This is a genomic window from Metasolibacillus meyeri (assembly GCF_003049505.1).
Lineage (GTDB): Bacteria > Bacillota > Bacilli > Bacillales_A > Planococcaceae > Metasolibacillus > Metasolibacillus meyeri.
Genome location: NZ_PYWN01000139.1, coordinates 1 through 15,450 on the forward strand (window position 1 = coordinate 1; position 15,450 = coordinate 15,450).

The following is a 15,450-nucleotide window of genomic DNA, read 5'->3' on the forward strand; positions in this document are numbered from 1 at the left end:
GATGCAGGTCAGTTAACCGTTGTCACAGGATGTGACGCTTTTAGGTTAACTTCTACTTAGGAGCTTGCTCGAAAAAATCTGGACGAGAGTTAGCCTTGGCGTAATTGATACTCGGCTAGCGCACCATTTTCCATTATAATAGAGTGGAGATATTGTAGAAAAGAGGAGTTTTTATGAATGCACAAAAGCTATCGAAACGGTTAGCAAAAGTTGCTTCCTTCGTGCCAACTGGAGCAGTTGTAGCAGATATCGGGAGCGATCATGCCTATTTACCATGTTATTTAGTGCAGAAAGGCATCATTTCACAGGCTGTTGCAGGTGAGGTTGTGAAAGGTCCATATGAATCTGCGCGACGTCAAGTACGTGCTGAAGGCTTAGCAAATCAAATTCAAGTAAGATTAGCGGATGGTTTAGCTGCTGTAGAGCAGGGGGATCATGTGGATACGATTACAATTGCAGGAATGGGTGGACCTTTAATTGTATCAATATTAGAAAAGCATCCAGAAGTGTTACGCTCTGTCACACGCTTAATTTTGCAGCCGAATATTCATGCGAAAGTTATACGTCAATGGGCGTTGGCACAGGGCTGGGCAATTTTAGATGAGGTCATTTTAGAGGAAGATGATAAAATATATGAAATACTTGTATTACAAAGAGGGGCAATGTTTCTAACAGATGCAGAAATTTTGCTTGGGTCTCATTTAATTGCACAACGTTCAGCTGCTTTTGTGCAAAAATGGACGAAGGAAATTGAGAATTGGCAAAGAATTTTACAAGATTTGAATAAAGCGGAAGCAACGCCTGACATTCAAGCGAAGCGCGAGGAACTACAGCAATTAATTCAACTTGTCGAAGGAGCGCTATAGGAATGAAATCGGTTAATGGAAATGAGGTTATTCAATTATTTGAAAGCTGGTCACCGAAAAAACTAGCGTGTATGCCAAATGATCCAATAGGGCTTGCGATTGGTACAGTCAATAAAACGGTTACGAAAGTGCTCGTAACGCTCGATGTGACAATGCAAGTAGTGGAAGAGGCGATAGCGCAAGGCTGCGAGCTAATTATTGCGCATCACCCACCAATTTTCCGCAAGCTAAGCAATTTACGAACGGACACGCCAGCAGGCAAGTTGTATGAGAAATGCTTAAAGCATGATATTGCTGTTTATGCAGCGCATACGAATTTAGATGTTGCAGAAGGTGGCGTAAATGATTTATTGGCGGACGCCTTACAGCTTAAAAACCGTAAAATTTTAGAGCATACATATAGCGAGCAGCTAATGAAGCTTGCCGTGTATGTGCCTACTGATCATGCAGATGTGCTACGAGCAGCTCTTGCAAGCGCTGGTGCAGGGCAAATTGGCGATTATGATACATGTAGCTTTACGACAGCAGGAGAAGGACGTTTTCGCGCGTTAGAAGGGGCTAATCCTTTTGTCGGTCAAATTGGCGAAATTAATGTAGAGCCAGAGCAAAAAGTAGAAGTCATTTTCCCGAGCGGTCAAAAAAATCGCATATTAAAGGCGATGCTGAATGCACATCCGTATGAGGAACCAGCCTATGATGTGTGGGAAATGGCGTTAACAACAAATGAAGCAGGCTTAGGACGCATCGGTACATTGCCAAAACCTTTAACATTGCAGCAATTTGCTGAATTGGTCAAGGTGCAACTAAATGTACCGTGTCTACGTGTTGTTGGTGATTTACAGCAAACCGTATCAAAGGTAGCGGTTGTCGGGGGCGATGGTAATAGTTATATCGCAGCTGCCAAGCGCGCAGGGGCAGATGTCTTTGTCACAGGAGATATCGGTTTCCATATGGCGCAGGATGCAGAGGTGAATGGCTTGAGCATTGTAGACCCTGGGCATCATGTGGAAAAGGTTATGATTAAAGGTGTTGCGGAGAAAATGGCAGCGCTATGTAAAGATAAAAAATTGCCTGTACAATTTATTGAATCACAAATTCATACAGAGCCATTTAAGTTTATTTAAGAAGAGCGTGTTTGAACAGTGGTACGTTAGACCACTTTTCAAACACTTTTTTAAGTTTAAGCTTTGTTAAATGTTGATAAATAGATAAGATAAAAGGAGAACCAACTATGGTTTCCCAATCTTTATTTAGCTTACTTTAATAACAATGTACTGATTTTAACTTTCCACCGAAGTACAACGTTTAGGAATGAGTGATGCTATTTTAAGGAACTTTTTTCTATTTGTGAATGTCTATTAATGGGAAATATAAAAGGGGAAAGAAGGCACAATATATGAATACTATTCCTATCAAGTCTAACGGTATTGCTGTGGTGTTATTAAAAAAAATTGATGATACATATCATGTTTTACTCTTAAAAAGAGCATCTCATACTTTAAATAATACTTGGTGCTATATAGGCGGTAGTATTGAGGATGGGGAAACAGCTATAGAAGCTGCTTATAGAGAAATTAGAGAAGAAACAGGTATTACAGAACTTGCTTTATATTCATCGAATCAATTTGATCAAATTTTCTCTCCACAAGAGAATTATATTTACATTGCGCCTGTATTTGTAGGTTTTGTTCATGAAGAACAATCGATCATATTAAACGGTGAGCACAGTGAATATCAATGGGTTCTTTTCGAAAAAGCAAAAGAAGTGGTAAGTTTACCTGGCAATGAGGTAGTCCTTCAATCTGTTGAAAATAATTTTGTTAAGAAAAATCCTTTGAAGTATTTAAGGGTTTAATTGTTTTGTAAAAGTTAATTTTATATAAAATATCAGGTGTGTTGATTATGTAAATATTGGCTAGTCATTTTTGTGTTTTGCAGAGAGAAATACTTTTTTATAAGGCATTTACTTGTTGATTGGAGTGGGCGACTCCGATGGGAACAGGACGAGCTGAAAATCAATAAATTCTTAGGTATTCTCTGTAAAATAAAGGCTAATCAACACGCCTGATAAAATATCTACATCATCATTATCAATACACAATAAAAAATAGCCACAAACGACACTGAATTCGCGTTTCGTGGCTATTTTTGTTTTAGGTATATCCAGCGTTTTAAGAAGTGCTGTATCGTAATTTCATTACCTATCAGAATAGTTATTCATCTTTAGCTAAAGCAACCCAATGCCCTTTGGAAACTTCGACAAGTTCTGTGTTGTCAACGTCAAAGCGCTTAGCAACGAGCTCGTCCTCTGTTAAGACATGTCTGTCCTGTTGCTTTTGCTTTTCAATCGCTGGATCAGGTATTGGAATTGATTGCAGCAGCATTTTTGTATACGGGTGCTGCGGGTTTGAATAAAGTTCCTCACTTTCAGCTAATTCAACAATTTTCCCACTATACATAACGGCTACGCGGTCGCTAATATGCTTGACCATTGATAAGTCATGGGCAATGAATAAATAAGTTAAGCCAAAGCGCTGCTGTAAATCCTTTAATAAGTCAACGATTTGCTTTTGGATGGATACATCTAGCGCAGATAATGGCTCATCACAAACGATGAAATTCGGCTCCACGGCTAATGCTCTGGCAATGCCAATACGCTGGCGCTGTCCACCGCTAAATTCATGCGGGTAGCGCAGTGCATGCTCCTTCTTTAAGCCAACTAATTCTAATAGCTCCTCCACACGTGTGCGGCGCTGCTCTTTTGATGTTGTCAGCTTATGTACGTCCAATGCCTCACCGATAATATCTAGCACCTTTTTGCGCGGATTCAGCGATGAATAAGGGTCTTGGAAAATCATTTGTAAGTGACGTCGCATGCTTTTTAATTCATTTTTAGTGAGTCTTGTTACAGGTACGCCTTTATAGAGTACCTCACCATCTGTTGGCTGATGCAATTGTAAAATTGTACGTCCCGTTGTTGATTTGCCTGAGCCGGATTCCCCTACAAGACCGAGCGTTTCACCAGGGTAAATATGGAATGATAAATCATTGACCGCTTTTAAAACATTGCCTTTCCCTAAGTCAAAATGCTTTTGTAAATGGCGTACTTCGACTAATGGCACATTGGGATTAAGATCTGCTGGCAGATTCGGCTGTATTTTTGCTTCCTTTTTTTCATGTAGCTTTGGCAGAGCATTTAATAGACGCTTTGTATAGCTATGCTGTGGGTTAGCAAAAATTTCCTCCGTCGTGCCTTGCTCAACGATTTCGCCTTCCTTCATAACAACAACGCGATCACACATACCTGCAACAACACCTAAATCATGTGTAATTAAAATGATAGCAGTGCCTAATCGTTCCTGCATACGCTTCATTAAGCTTAAAATTTGTGCTTGAATTGTTACATCAAGTGCTGTCGTTGGCTCATCTGCAATTAATAAAGAAGGATTACATGCTAATGCCATGGCAATCATAACACGCTGACGCATACCACCACTGAATTCATGTGGGTATTGCTTATAGCGCTCCTCACAGTTAGTAATACCGACTAATTTTAATAGTTCAATGGTTTGCTCATAAGCCGCCTGTTTAGAAAGCTTTTGGTGCTTCATTAAACCTTCTGCAATTTGCTCACCTATGCGAATGGTTGGATTCGTGGAAGTCATAGGATCTTGGAAAATCATGCTAATATCTTTCCCACGAATTGCTTCCATTTGTTTCTCTGTTTGCTCGATTAAGTTTTTTCCTTGAAAATGAATAGAGCCTGACTTTAAAAAGGATGGGGGTGAAGGTAATAATCGCATAATGGAACGGGCAGTAACACTTTTACCGCTTCCAGATTCTCCTACAATCCCAACTGTTTCTCCTTTATTGACATGAAAGCTGATGCCTTTCACTGCTTCAAATTCACTTTCTCCTGTTATAAAAGAAACGCGTAAATCTTGTACATCTAATAATTTTTCAACCATAAATATCCACCCTCTATTATCAATTATGCCTCGACTAAAACGCTAAAGGCTTAGCCATTTGCTGAAAAAATATTCATCTTGCCAAATGTTTTGGTTAGTTATTTTACTTTCGCGCAAAATAATAAATATTTTTATTGACGAAATGATATTGCTAATACATAATGTACTATACAGATAGGAATTATACAATAACCGTTTGATGAAACTTATCAAGTATTTTCAATTGTAATGAAGGGAGGAGCAATATGTCCAATAATCAAACTTTGACGCATTATTTTGCACAAAGTTATCGAAAGTTAAGTACGAAGAAAAGCTATGCATGGATTTTATATGTCACAGGATTGTTCGTTCATATTGTTGCTACAATATTATTTTTCTATAAGAAAAATAAGAGTACCTATGCAGAAAAATATGCACAACAAAAAGCTAATTTAATCGCTTCTGGAATCAGCCATGAATGGGAAACGGAATATAGAGAGCAAGAGTTGTCCAAGGCGAGATTTTTTAATCAACAAATAGATGAGCAAAAGTTACAAGCAACCGTCCAGCAATTAGTAGAGCAAAGAATGAGTAAGGAAGTTGATAAACAGCTTTTGGCAAACGATGTTGAGCAACAGTCCTATTCAGCGTACTTTAGCGGATTGTTAACAAAGCCTGCTTTTCTAGCACTGACTTTTATTCCGAGTATTGTGATGTACCTAATACTAATTTTATGTAGTAATCCATTTGCACGTTTTATCGTTGAACGTATTATCCAAAGCTTATTTGTTATTGTCGGTGTGGCTATACTGGTGTTTTCTATTTTATATATTTCACCATTCGATCCTGCGCGTAACTTGTTAGGTGTTGAGGCTACACCTGAGCAAATTGCCAACTTCAATAAAATTCATGGCTTAGATCAGCCGTATTTTGCGCAGCTATGGCATTCTTTATCAGGATTATTTACGTTTGATTTAGGAAATTCGTTTGCAGGGAAAGAGGATATTACACAAAGTATTATGAATAAATTCCCAGTGACATTGAAGATAGCCTTATTTTCTTTAATCATGGCAGTTATCGTGGCGATACCTGTTGGCATTATTTCAGCCATTCGCCCGAATTCCTTTTTAGATTATGCATTCATGTTGATTGCGTTAATTGGCTTATCGATTCCAAGCTTCTGGCAGGGGTTAATTTTCATTTTAACTTTCTCCTTAAAGCTACAATGGTTACCCGCGACGTATAATCCAAGCAACTGGCTATCAATCGTGATGCCGATTGTGGTATTAGGAACATCGATTACCGCATCAATTGCAAGAATGACGCGCTCTAGTATGCTAGAGGTCATTCATGAAGATTATATTATTACAGCGAAAGCAAAAGGTTTAAGCGAAAAAAGCGTCATTGTCAAACATGCGATTCGCAATGCGATGATTCCGATTATTACAGTCATTGGGCTGCTCTTCGGTGGCATGCTTGGTGGGGCAGCAGTAACGGAAAAAGTATTCAATATTAGCGGTATCGGTAGCTATATTGTCGATAAGCAGTTTATACCAGATATCCCTGCCATTCTTGGTGGTGTTGTCTATATTGCGATTACGATTTCGATTGTCAACATGGTCATCGATGTGCTGTATGCATTCTTTGATCCACGCATTCGCTCGAAAATGAAACAATCTTAGGAGAGGATTTTTGTGAAATTCATATCAAATGTGAAGCTACTTTTGAAAATTACACAGGAATATGTCAATGCACAATTTACCATTGCCTTTTCTGCGATTTTTTCAGTACTGCTTTTACTTTATAGCTTTAATTTTAGCGAAGGTGTATGGCGACCTTATGTATTGTATGGCTTTATTATTTATGCCGTAACAACACTCTATGTGTGGCTAACATCTCTTCTTATCAAAAGAGATTTAACAAAGGTTCAACAAATTAAGCGAGGGACACGCTGGTTGGGCTATCCGCTCATACTAACGATTTTTGCTGGCAATGTTTTTGCGGCTGGCTATGGTCTCATGCTTGTGACAAAAAATAAAACGGCAGAGTATACGTTTGCTGCCTATGCGTTGTTGACACAGATTGTCATTTTTATGCTAGCAGCATTAAATATCTTTAAGTCCTATGTTGTTGACACGTTTGTTATTGCCATGGCAGCCTTTATCGCACTTGCAATAATTTATGCGCTAACAGCCGTGCTTGTTGCACGCTATGTCACACCTACCTATGCACCAAAATGGATGCAGGTGTTGGGCATTATTCTTTTACTGGCAACATTCACAGGTAATTTATTTGCAACATTGCTTGGCTTTACATTAATTCGCAAAGCAAGAAATACAGATCCTTCCGCGATAGAAAAATGGCAAAAAACATGGGATAAAATTTTGCGTAATACAATGGCTGTGTTCGGCATGTTCTTTATTATTACAATGTTTTCATTATCGATTGTCAGCTCATGGACGTTTGATTATGATTTTGCGACACAAAATAATTATAGCGCTTTGCTGCAAGGGCCTTCATTTGAATATCCGTTAGGTACAGATGATTTCGGGCGAGATTTATTTTCCCGCATCGTTTTCGGTGCACAAATCTCATTAATTGTAGGGTTTTTCTCTACGATAATCCCAGCGATTATTGGTGGGGCGCTAGGTGCGTTTTCGGGTTATTACGGTCGACATACCGATAATATCATTATGCGTTTGCTCGATATTTTATATGCTATTCCAGGTATTTTATTAGCGATTGCGATTATTGCGGCATTCGGGGCCAATACGGTGAATTTAATTATCGCGCTTAGTGTTGGAGCGATTCCAACATATGCAAGAACGATGCGTGCCAATGTCATGCAAATTGCCAACTATGAATTTGTCGAGTCGGCACGTGCATTAGGTGCCTCTGATTCATCGATTATTTTTAAGCATATTGTGCCGAACGCTTTAGCACCGATGATTGTCAAAGCGACATTAACAATTGGTGGAGCTGTTATTTCAACGAGTAGCTTAAGCTTCCTAGGGCTTGGCGTTGAGCCGCATATTCCTGAATGGGGGAATATTTTGAAGGTAGGGAGCACTTATTTAGAAACACATTCTTATGTAGCGATTTTCCCGGGACTTTGTATTATGTTGCTTGTGCTATCATTCAATTTCTTTGGTGATGGCCTACGTGATGCATTAGACCCAAAATCAAATTAAATTTATTGGAGGAACGAAGATTATGAACAAAAAATATTTAGCATTTGCAGCAGCAACAACAGCAGCGGCGGTAGCATTAACTGGCTGTGTGGAAACGAAATCGGATGTAGAAAAAGAAAGTACAACTAGCCCAACTGGTGAAAAGCCAGTTATTGAAGTATTAGGTATGGCTTCACAAGAACAAGATTTAAATATCGTGCGCGATCAACTTGTGAAAAATGGCTTTGATGTGAAATTAAACATTCAGCCAGATTTTGGTTCTTTTTCAGCACAAAGAGATGCGGGGAATTATGATGTGTCCCTATCAAGCTGGACAACTGTAACAGGTAACCCAGACTACGCGGTGCGTGGTTTATTCAAAACAGGTGGGGATTATAGCAACACAGCAGATGAGCAAATTGATCAGTTAATAGATGCGGCGAGTACACTGATTGGTGAGGAAGCGAAGGAAAAATATGCGGAGTTAGAGCAAGCACTTGTCTTTGATAAAGCATATATTGCACCGCTTTATATTTCGAAAAAATTCCAAGGTATTTATTCCAAAGAAGTAAATCCAGATACGGTGCGTTTATCGAAATCACGTGCACAAGCATGGGAAGCTATTTCATTCAATGATACAGCAAAAAATACAGCCGAAACACTTGTATTGCACCAAGGAATTTCATCATTAACATCATTAGACCCAATTAAGGGGAATGATGGCTCGATTAATACATTAAATACGAATATGTATGTGCGTTTAGTTAATTTATCTGACACAGATGAAGTTGTTTCGGACGGCTCTTTATCTTATAACTATGCTATTTCAGAGGATAACCAGTCTTACTACTTCGTATTGCGTGATGATATTAACTTTGCCAAAGTAGAAAATAACCAAGCAATTGATACGAAAGATTTAGTGTCAGCAGAGGATGTTGTCTTTTCATTAGAGCGTGCAAAAGATGGAAGCTCAGTGCCTGATCACCGCACATATTCTATTCATGAAAACATTGACACAGTAGAAATTGTAACAGATATTACAGCTCTAGAATCAGTACAAACGGCTGATGGTGGTACAGTGTTAGATGTCTTATCGAAGCAATTACCAGCAACGATTGCAGAGGTAGTAGAAAATGAAGCGGATGTAGACAATGCAGCAGGCAAATATCAAATTGTGAAAATTACAACGCCAACACCGTTCCCGCAAGTGTTAAACTACTTAGCGCATCAATCGGGTGGTATCGTATCACAAGCGGCTGTAACAGCTATTAATACATTTGATGTGGAAAGCTACGATCCAAATGTTCATGTGGCTTATGGAGACCAAACAACGGTAACAGAAGGAGCAACATATGCGAATCATTTAGCTGCTTCAGGTCCTTATGTGCTTGTACAAAAAAATGATTATGAAGCAATTTTTGTGAAAAATCCTGCATATCAAGCTGGCACAGCGAATGAGCCTAAAATTGATAAAATTAGCGTGCGCTTTATCCAAGATAATGACAGTGCATTATCGGCATTACGTAACGGAGAAATTCATGTATTACAAGCTGTACCAGAAACGAAGTTAGATGTTGTCAATGGCGATGAAAATTTAACATTAAAAACAGCAGACAGCAACGCGGTTTCTTATTTATTAATGAATCCAAAAGGACGCGATGTAGCAACATCTGTGGATTTACGTAAAGCTATTCTTTACTCAATTAACCAAGATGAATTCATTAGCTACTATCAAGGCAATAAAAAGCCAGCTGTTTCAACAGTTTCACCACTTGTAGACACAGGTTTAAAATTGCAAGCAGATAGCGCGAAAGTGAAGGAATTCTTAGAGGCGTATCAAGCAGCTAAATAAGCTTGAAGAGGAGATGTGGGCCTTTTAGAAAGGGCGAAGTTAATAAAGCCCTTAACTTATAGGGAAGCTAGATCTGAAAAAATAAAGGCTGTTGGTAAAATGAGATGTAAAAATCTGGTTTTATCACAGCCTTTTATTTGTTTCGGTAGGATTATGCATCTTCATGATGCTGCGTTGCAATTTCTAGTACAGCACGTTAAAATTTGACGTGAGGTGAAAAACATGAGTATAGGTTTAGCTGGTTATTTAGTATCAATCTCTGGTTTATTTGTTGTATTAGCGACAATTTTTAATATATTGCCTACTACATCAATGACGATGCGTGTAATATTTATTGCTATCGGTATGACTTTTGCGATTGGTGGTAGCGTGCTGCGTTTTACCGAATATCGAAAAGAACGCAAACGAGTACAGCAGTAAGCGTTGCTGACTATGAAACTTCTTTGACGTAATGATTGAGCAATGTATCTAATTGCTGGCTGGATTCAACTACTTTTGGGTGTGTGTAGCCTAAGTTTTTAGCGATTTTATACATTTGCTTTCGTTTTAATTCGATTCTACATTTTAGAATCAGTTGTTTAAAAAAGTGTTTCAACATGATGATGGAACTCCTTAAATTTGGTTGATAGTTGTATTGTATATGACTATTCATGAAAATAATGTCATATTGTGTGCAGGAATATAAGTTCACAAAATTGTCATAATTACATTGGAAGTGAGTAATCGCGTAGTTTTTGATGAAGGTAGGCAACAACTTTTAGCAAGAAATGTCGAAAGGTTTTGTCGAATAGATAAATAAAAGCTGTTGAAGGGAATAATTTAAATAACCTTCAACAGCTTTTTATTTTAATGTGGCATAATTTTCTCTACAGGCTTTGGCTCTTTAATTTTTGGTAATATTTTATTAAGTGTAACCGTCCGAATAATTTCGTGTGTTGCTGCATCATTTGGATCGTATTTTTCTAAAAAGGCAATCACTTCTTTTACGATTGGTGTTGGCGTTGAAGCTCCTGCTGTCACAGCTACCGTTTCAATATCTTTTAACCATTCGAGCTGAAGTTCGCTAATATCCGCAATACGATATGATTTTGTATGGGCAATTTCTTCTGACACTTGCGTTAGGCGATTCGAGTTATTGGACATCGGGTCACCTACAACGATAAGTAAGTCAGCTACGCCTGCTTGTTCAGCTACGGCCTCTTGACGCACTTGTGTCGCAAGACAAATTTCCTTATGCACTTCGATATGTGGGAATTTCTTTTGTAAATGCTCCATCAATGCAGCAACATCCCATTGGCTCATCGTCGTTTGGTTTGTTACTAATAATTTTTCATTTGTTAAATTTAAATGCTCAACATCTTGTGCGGATTGGACAAGATGGACATGGTCAGGTGCTACTCCAATAGCTCCTTCAGGCTCTGGATGTCCCTTTTTACCAATATAAATAATGTCGTAGCCTTCCGCTGATTTTTCCTGAATTAAATCATGTGTAACGGTTACGTCTGGACAAGTAGCATCAATTGAAACAAGCCCTTTGCGCTTCGCGATTTCGCGTATTTCAGGTGAAACACCATGCGCAGTAAAAATCACTGTGCCTTGTTCCACTTTTTCGATAATTTCTTTACGATTTTCTCCATCGAGCGTGATAATCCCGTCCTGCTCAAAGGCATCCGTCACATGTTTATTATGAACAATCATTCCTAAAATATAAATAGGTCGAGGTAAAGTTTTATCTAATGCAGCATTGCGTGCGATGACCATTGCGTCAACAACGCCATAGCAATAACCGCGTGGATTTATTTTAATTACTTTCATTGTTCAAACTCCTTTCGCTTTCACTGCTCTCATTATAGCAAATGACGCATAGTGAATACAAAAGTTCGTTTCGAATAGGCGCTGATAGAAAAGCGAGCAACTGCACTGCTGTTCTGTCAGGAAGTGGTCTTTTGATGGAAGTGCTCGACCTCTTCATACTTTGAAAGGTTAAAAACAGGCGGCTCTTTGAAATTTAGCATAGATGTTTTAATTATTTGGCAACGCCTTAGACTTTTTAAATAGTGTATTTTTGTCATAAAGACATGGCTGAGATATTTAACTTGATTCAGCAAATCTTCTTCTGTCGCGAAAGTGTAACGTCAGCGACAAATTCTTTTTGTATCGAAAGCGAAGCGACATCACCTATTTTTCTGTTGTGCAAGCATAGTGGCAGCAACAAAGTGACAGGTTGTATGACTCCCACTTCAAAATAGTAAGTGAGGGCGAAATATTGAAGTGGGAATCAGCAGCCTGTGAAAATCCTACTATTGAGTGACACGGTGTTGATTAAACAAGCGTTTTCACAGGATGTGAAGTGCTTGGCTTGCTAACAATTAGTGGGAACGAGAAAAACCTTCATTGATTGAAGGTTCATTTTAGAACTCAAACGGTGGCTGATAAATTCTTGGTACAGAAGGGCGTGTTTGACGTTCGTTATAGCTATTTGTGCTTTCTAAGCTGGGGCTAGCTTCTCTACGTGGTGCGCGAATGGTGCTCGACTCGTCTGGTGAACTGCGAAAACCTCGATACATTCGCCAAAGGGCTGGCAAATTTTTAATCATTGGTGCTGCTTGTTGCACGTAAGGTGTAAATTTTTGTGCATTATTCATAAAACTATTTGCCGTTTGCAAAAAGGTTTCCCATTTCGGCGCAGCAGCTGCTGCAGTTTGCGCAGCTTGTGCTGCCTGCATCGGCATCCCCATTGGTGGCATTGGCATTGCTGGGGGAACACGCATAAACGGTGTGAAACCTCTAGGCATAAAAGCATATGGTGGCGCAGCGTAAGGCGTTGGCATCTGGAAATACGGTAACGGGCGCATAAAACTCTCCTTTCTATCCGCACATAAGATGAATGTTATAGCTATCATATGCAAAGGCTATTGTATCGGTTCAGAATGAAAAAAATCTTAACAACATCGCGTGATACAGCACGTAAAGCAATATTTCATGGTACAATAAGTAAAGATTTAAGGAGGAGCGATTATGTCAAAATATACAGATTATCAATTAAAACCTTTTTTGCAGGACGCCATCGCAAAATTAGGCTTTGTTGAACCAACACCTATTCAAAAGGAAATAATTCCACTCATATTAAAAGGTAAGAGTGCGATTGGACAAGCGCATACAGGTACGGGAAAAACACATAGCTTTTTAATCCCGATTGTGCAGCGTTTAGACGAAGAGAAGCAAGAAGTACAAGCAGTCATTACATCACCAACACGAGAGTTGGCACAGCAAATTTTTGATGCTTTACAGCAATTAGTTGAAGGAACAGGCATCCAAGCAAAATTATTTATTGGAGGCACGGATAAACAACGTTCAATTGACAAATTAAAAACACAGCCGCATATCGTTGTTGGGACACCAGGACGTATTAAGGATTTAGTAAAGGAAAATGCGCTATTAGTGCATACGACGAATACACTTGTTATCGATGAGGCTGATTTAGCATTTGATATGGGCTTCATTGAAGAGATTGATGGCTTTGCTAGCCATATGCCTGAAACCTTAGAAATGTTCGTCTTTTCAGCGACTATTCCTGAGAAGCTACAGCCATTTTTAAAGAAATATATGGAATCACCAGTTCATATTCATATGAATGATAAGCGACCAGTAGCGGAAAATATTGAATTTTATCTTGTTCCTGTGCGCTCGAAATCGCGCGATTCACGTCTGCTTGATGTCATTCAAAATATCAATCCTTATTTAGCGATTATTTTCTGTAATACGCGTAAAACAGCGGAGCATGTAGCAGGATATTTAGCTGAGCAAGGTATCCGTGCAGGGCAAATTCACGGTGATTTAAGCCCACGCGACCGCAAAAAAATGATGAAGCAAGTTCGTGATTTGGAATTCCAATTTATCGTTGCGACAGATTTAGCGGCGCGCGGTATCGATATTCAGGGGATTTCGCATGTAATCAATTATGAAATTCCCGAGGACTTAGAATTCTTTATTCACCGTGTTGGTCGTACAGCCCGAGCAGGTAATAAAGGAACAGCGATTACCCTTTTCAAGCCAGAGGATGAAGATGCATTGGTACGCATTGAGAAAATGGGCATTCCATTCGAACAAAAAGATATTAAAAATGGTGAATGGATTGAATTAAAAGATCGTCATCAACGTAAAAACCGTGTGAAACAGGAAAATGAAATTGACGTAAAAGCAAAAGCGCTTGTGCGCAAGCCGAAAAAAGTAAAGCCGGGCTATAAGCGCAATATGAAATGGGAAATGGAAAAAATTAAAAAACGCGAGCGTCGTATAAAAAACAGAGGCCGTAAATAGGAGGTTTTTGCAGTATGTTATTAGGTTCACACGTATCGATGAGTGGCAAAAAAATGCTATTAGGTGCTAGTGAAGAGGCGCTTAGCTATGGTGCAAATACCTTTATGATTTACACAGGCGCACCGCAAAACACACGCCGCAAGCCGATTGAGGAGCTAAATATTGAAGCGGGGTTAACTCATATGCAGGAGCATGGCATGCAAAATATTGTCGTGCATGCGCCGTATATTATTAACCTTGGCAATACGACGAAACCTGAAACATTCCGTCTCGGTGTCGATTTCTTGCAGGAGGAAATTAAGCGTACTGCAGCAATTGGTGCGACGCAAATTGTTTTGCATCCTGGTGCACATGTTGGTGCAGGTGCAGATGCGGGAATCGCAAAAATTGTAGAAGGCTTAAACGAAGTATTAGCGCAAGATTTTCCTGTACAAATCGCGCTTGAAACGATGGCAGGTAAAGGTAGTGAATGTGGTCGCACATTTGAGGAGTTAGCTCAAATTATTGATGGCGTCACAAATAATGAGCGTCTGTCGATTTGCTTTGACACGTGCCACGTGCATGATGCGGGCTATAACATCGTTGAGGATTTTGACGGTGTGTTAAATGAATTCGATAAAATCATCGGCTTAGATCGTTTAAAAGTATTGCATATTAATGATTCAAAAAATGTGCGCGGTGCAGCGAAGGACCGTCATGAAAATATTGGGTTTGGTGAAATTGGCTTCGATGTGTTAAAATCCATCGTCCATCACGACCAATTGATGCATATCCCGAAAATATTAGAAACGCCTTTCGTTGGTATAGATGCAAAAACGAAAGAAGCCCCATATTTACATGAAATCGCTATGTTACGAGATGGCGATTTCCGCCCCGCGTTAATCGATGCGATGCGTGAATAGAAGGGGAGGCTGCTTGGCGGATGCCAAGCAGTTTTTTTATAAGGCGCAGATAAGATAGGAAAAGCGTAGATAAATTGAGAAAACCGCAGATATCGAAGGAGAAAGCGCAGATAAAAGGTGAAAACCGCAGATATCGAGGGAGAAAGCGCAGATAAAAGGTGAAAACCGCAGATATCGAAGGAGAAAGCGCAGATAAAATGTGAAAACCGCAGATATCGAGGGAGAAAGCGCAGATAAATCGAGAAAACCGCAGATATCAAGAGAGAAAGCGCAGATAAAATCTAAAACCCGCAGATATCCTAGTGAATTTCGCATATAATTTCAAATAATATCCCTCAGATGAAAGACTAACTATATAAAGTCAAGTAAGAAATGAAAAAATCTTTGAAAGTG

The 15,450-nt window shown here is 39.2% G+C and carries 13 protein-coding genes; 9 read left to right on the plus strand and 4 right to left on the minus strand.

Translation table 11 applies throughout. The annotated features are described in order from the left end of the window. Positions 1-173 precede the first annotated feature (173 nt). The 3 genes from C9J34_RS17350 to C9J34_RS17360 all read left to right on the plus strand — a co-directional run bounded on the left by C9J34_RS17350 (position 174) and on the right by C9J34_RS17360 (position 2,721). Positions 174-866 (plus strand): tRNA (adenine(22)-N(1))-methyltransferase, encoded by a 693-nt coding sequence (locus C9J34_RS17350; protein ID WP_107841440.1) that lies wholly within the window; start codon positions 174-176, stop codon positions 864-866. A 2-nt stretch (positions 867-868) separates the two neighbouring features. Further along, positions 869-1,990 carry a Nif3-like dinuclear metal center hexameric protein gene (locus C9J34_RS17355; RefSeq protein ID WP_107841441.1) on the plus strand — a complete coding sequence of 374 codons (1,122 nt, stop codon included), beginning with the start codon at positions 869-871 and terminating at the stop codon, positions 1,988-1,990. A gap of 272 nt (positions 1,991-2,262) precedes the next feature. Continuing rightward, positions 2,263-2,721, plus strand: coding sequence for an NUDIX hydrolase (locus C9J34_RS17360; RefSeq protein ID WP_107841442.1), 459 nt, complete (start codon positions 2,263-2,265; stop codon positions 2,719-2,721). Positions 2,722-3,079: 358 nt separating this feature from the next. On the opposite strand, the gene C9J34_RS22690 is transcribed toward C9J34_RS17360, so the two are convergent. Continuing rightward, positions 3,080-4,834, minus strand: coding sequence for an ABC transporter ATP-binding protein (locus C9J34_RS22690; RefSeq protein WP_107841443.1), 1,755 nt, complete (start codon positions 4,832-4,834; stop codon positions 3,080-3,082). Positions 4,835-5,079: 245 nt separating this feature from the next. On the opposite strand from C9J34_RS22690, the gene C9J34_RS17370 reads away from it, so the two are divergent. From C9J34_RS17370 to C9J34_RS17390, 4 genes are all read left to right on the plus strand, one after another. After that, positions 5,080-6,495: an ABC transporter permease gene (locus tag C9J34_RS17370; protein WP_193769064.1), complete on the plus strand. Its 1,416-nt coding sequence runs from the start codon at positions 5,080-5,082 to the stop codon at positions 6,493-6,495. 12 nt (positions 6,496-6,507) lie between these two features. Then, the gene (locus C9J34_RS17375) at positions 6,508-8,004 is read left to right on the plus strand and encodes an ABC transporter permease (protein WP_107841444.1); all 1,497 of its coding nucleotides are present in this window, start codon (positions 6,508-6,510) and stop codon (positions 8,002-8,004) included. A gap of 22 nt (positions 8,005-8,026) precedes the next feature. After that, complete coding sequence (locus C9J34_RS17380) at positions 8,027-9,835, plus strand: ABC transporter substrate-binding protein (protein ID WP_107841445.1); 1,809 nt, start codon at positions 8,027-8,029, stop codon at positions 9,833-9,835. A gap of 222 nt (positions 9,836-10,057) precedes the next feature. After that, a complete protein-coding gene (locus tag C9J34_RS17390) occupies positions 10,058-10,255 on the plus strand; it encodes a hypothetical protein (RefSeq protein WP_107841447.1) in 198 nt (65 codons plus the stop codon). A 10-nt stretch (positions 10,256-10,265) separates the two neighbouring features. On the opposite strand, the gene C9J34_RS17395 is transcribed toward C9J34_RS17390, so the two are convergent. The 3 genes from C9J34_RS17395 to vrrA all read right to left on the minus strand — a co-directional run bounded on the left by C9J34_RS17395 (position 10,266) and on the right by vrrA (position 12,690). Further along, positions 10,266-10,433 (minus strand): aspartyl-phosphate phosphatase Spo0E family protein, encoded by a 168-nt coding sequence (locus C9J34_RS17395; protein WP_107841448.1) that lies wholly within the window; start codon positions 10,431-10,433, stop codon positions 10,266-10,268. A 248-nt stretch (positions 10,434-10,681) separates the two neighbouring features. Beyond that, on the minus strand, positions 10,682-11,650 hold the full coding sequence (locus tag C9J34_RS17400) for a 4-hydroxy-3-methylbut-2-enyl diphosphate reductase (protein WP_107841449.1): 969 nt from the start codon (positions 11,648-11,650) through the stop codon (positions 10,682-10,684). A gap of 596 nt (positions 11,651-12,246) precedes the next feature. Then, entirely contained in the window at positions 12,247-12,690 is a 444-nt protein-coding gene (vrrA, locus tag C9J34_RS17405) for a VrrA/YqfQ family protein (RefSeq protein WP_107841450.1), read from the minus strand. Between the two features lie 163 nt (positions 12,691-12,853). Here vrrA and C9J34_RS17410 point away from each other — a divergent pair, with 163 nt between their 5' ends. Next, the gene (locus tag C9J34_RS17410; RefSeq protein WP_107841451.1) at positions 12,854-14,155 is read left to right on the plus strand and encodes a DEAD/DEAH box helicase; all 1,302 of its coding nucleotides are present in this window, start codon (positions 12,854-12,856) and stop codon (positions 14,153-14,155) included. Positions 14,156-14,169: 14 nt separating this feature from the next. Further along, positions 14,170-15,057, plus strand: a complete 888-nt coding sequence (locus C9J34_RS17415; protein WP_107841452.1) for a deoxyribonuclease IV — start codon at positions 14,170-14,172, stop codon at positions 15,055-15,057. Positions 15,058-15,450: the final 393 nt, after the last annotated feature.

Coding starts and splice junctions, on each gene's coding strand:
- C9J34_RS17350 (WP_107841440.1), top strand. CDS start 174: ATGAATGCACAAAAGCTATCGAAACGGTTAGCAAAAGTTGCTTCCTTC.
- C9J34_RS17355 (WP_107841441.1), top strand. CDS start 869: ATGAAATCGGTTAATGGAAATGAGGTTATTCAATTATTTGAAAGCTGG.
- C9J34_RS17360 (WP_107841442.1), top strand. CDS start 2,263: ATGAATACTATTCCTATCAAGTCTAACGGTATTGCTGTGGTGTTATTA.
- C9J34_RS22690 (WP_107841443.1), bottom strand. CDS start 4,834: ATGGTTGAAAAATTATTAGATGTACAAGATTTACGCGTTTCTTTTATA.
- C9J34_RS17370 (WP_193769064.1), top strand. CDS start 5,080: ATGTCCAATAATCAAACTTTGACGCATTATTTTGCACAAAGTTATCGA.
- C9J34_RS17380 (WP_107841445.1), top strand. CDS start 8,027: ATGAACAAAAAATATTTAGCATTTGCAGCAGCAACAACAGCAGCGGCG.
- C9J34_RS17390 (WP_107841447.1), top strand. CDS start 10,058: ATGAGTATAGGTTTAGCTGGTTATTTAGTATCAATCTCTGGTTTATTT.
- C9J34_RS17395 (WP_107841448.1), bottom strand. CDS start 10,433: ATGTTGAAACACTTTTTTAAACAACTGATTCTAAAATGTAGAATCGAA.
- C9J34_RS17400 (WP_107841449.1), bottom strand. CDS start 11,650: ATGAAAGTAATTAAAATAAATCCACGCGGTTATTGCTATGGCGTTGTT.
- vrrA (WP_107841450.1), bottom strand. CDS start 12,690: ATGCGCCCGTTACCGTATTTCCAGATGCCAACGCCTTACGCTGCGCCA.
- C9J34_RS17410 (WP_107841451.1), top strand. CDS start 12,854: ATGTCAAAATATACAGATTATCAATTAAAACCTTTTTTGCAGGACGCC.
- C9J34_RS17415 (WP_107841452.1), top strand. CDS start 14,170: ATGTTATTAGGTTCACACGTATCGATGAGTGGCAAAAAAATGCTATTA.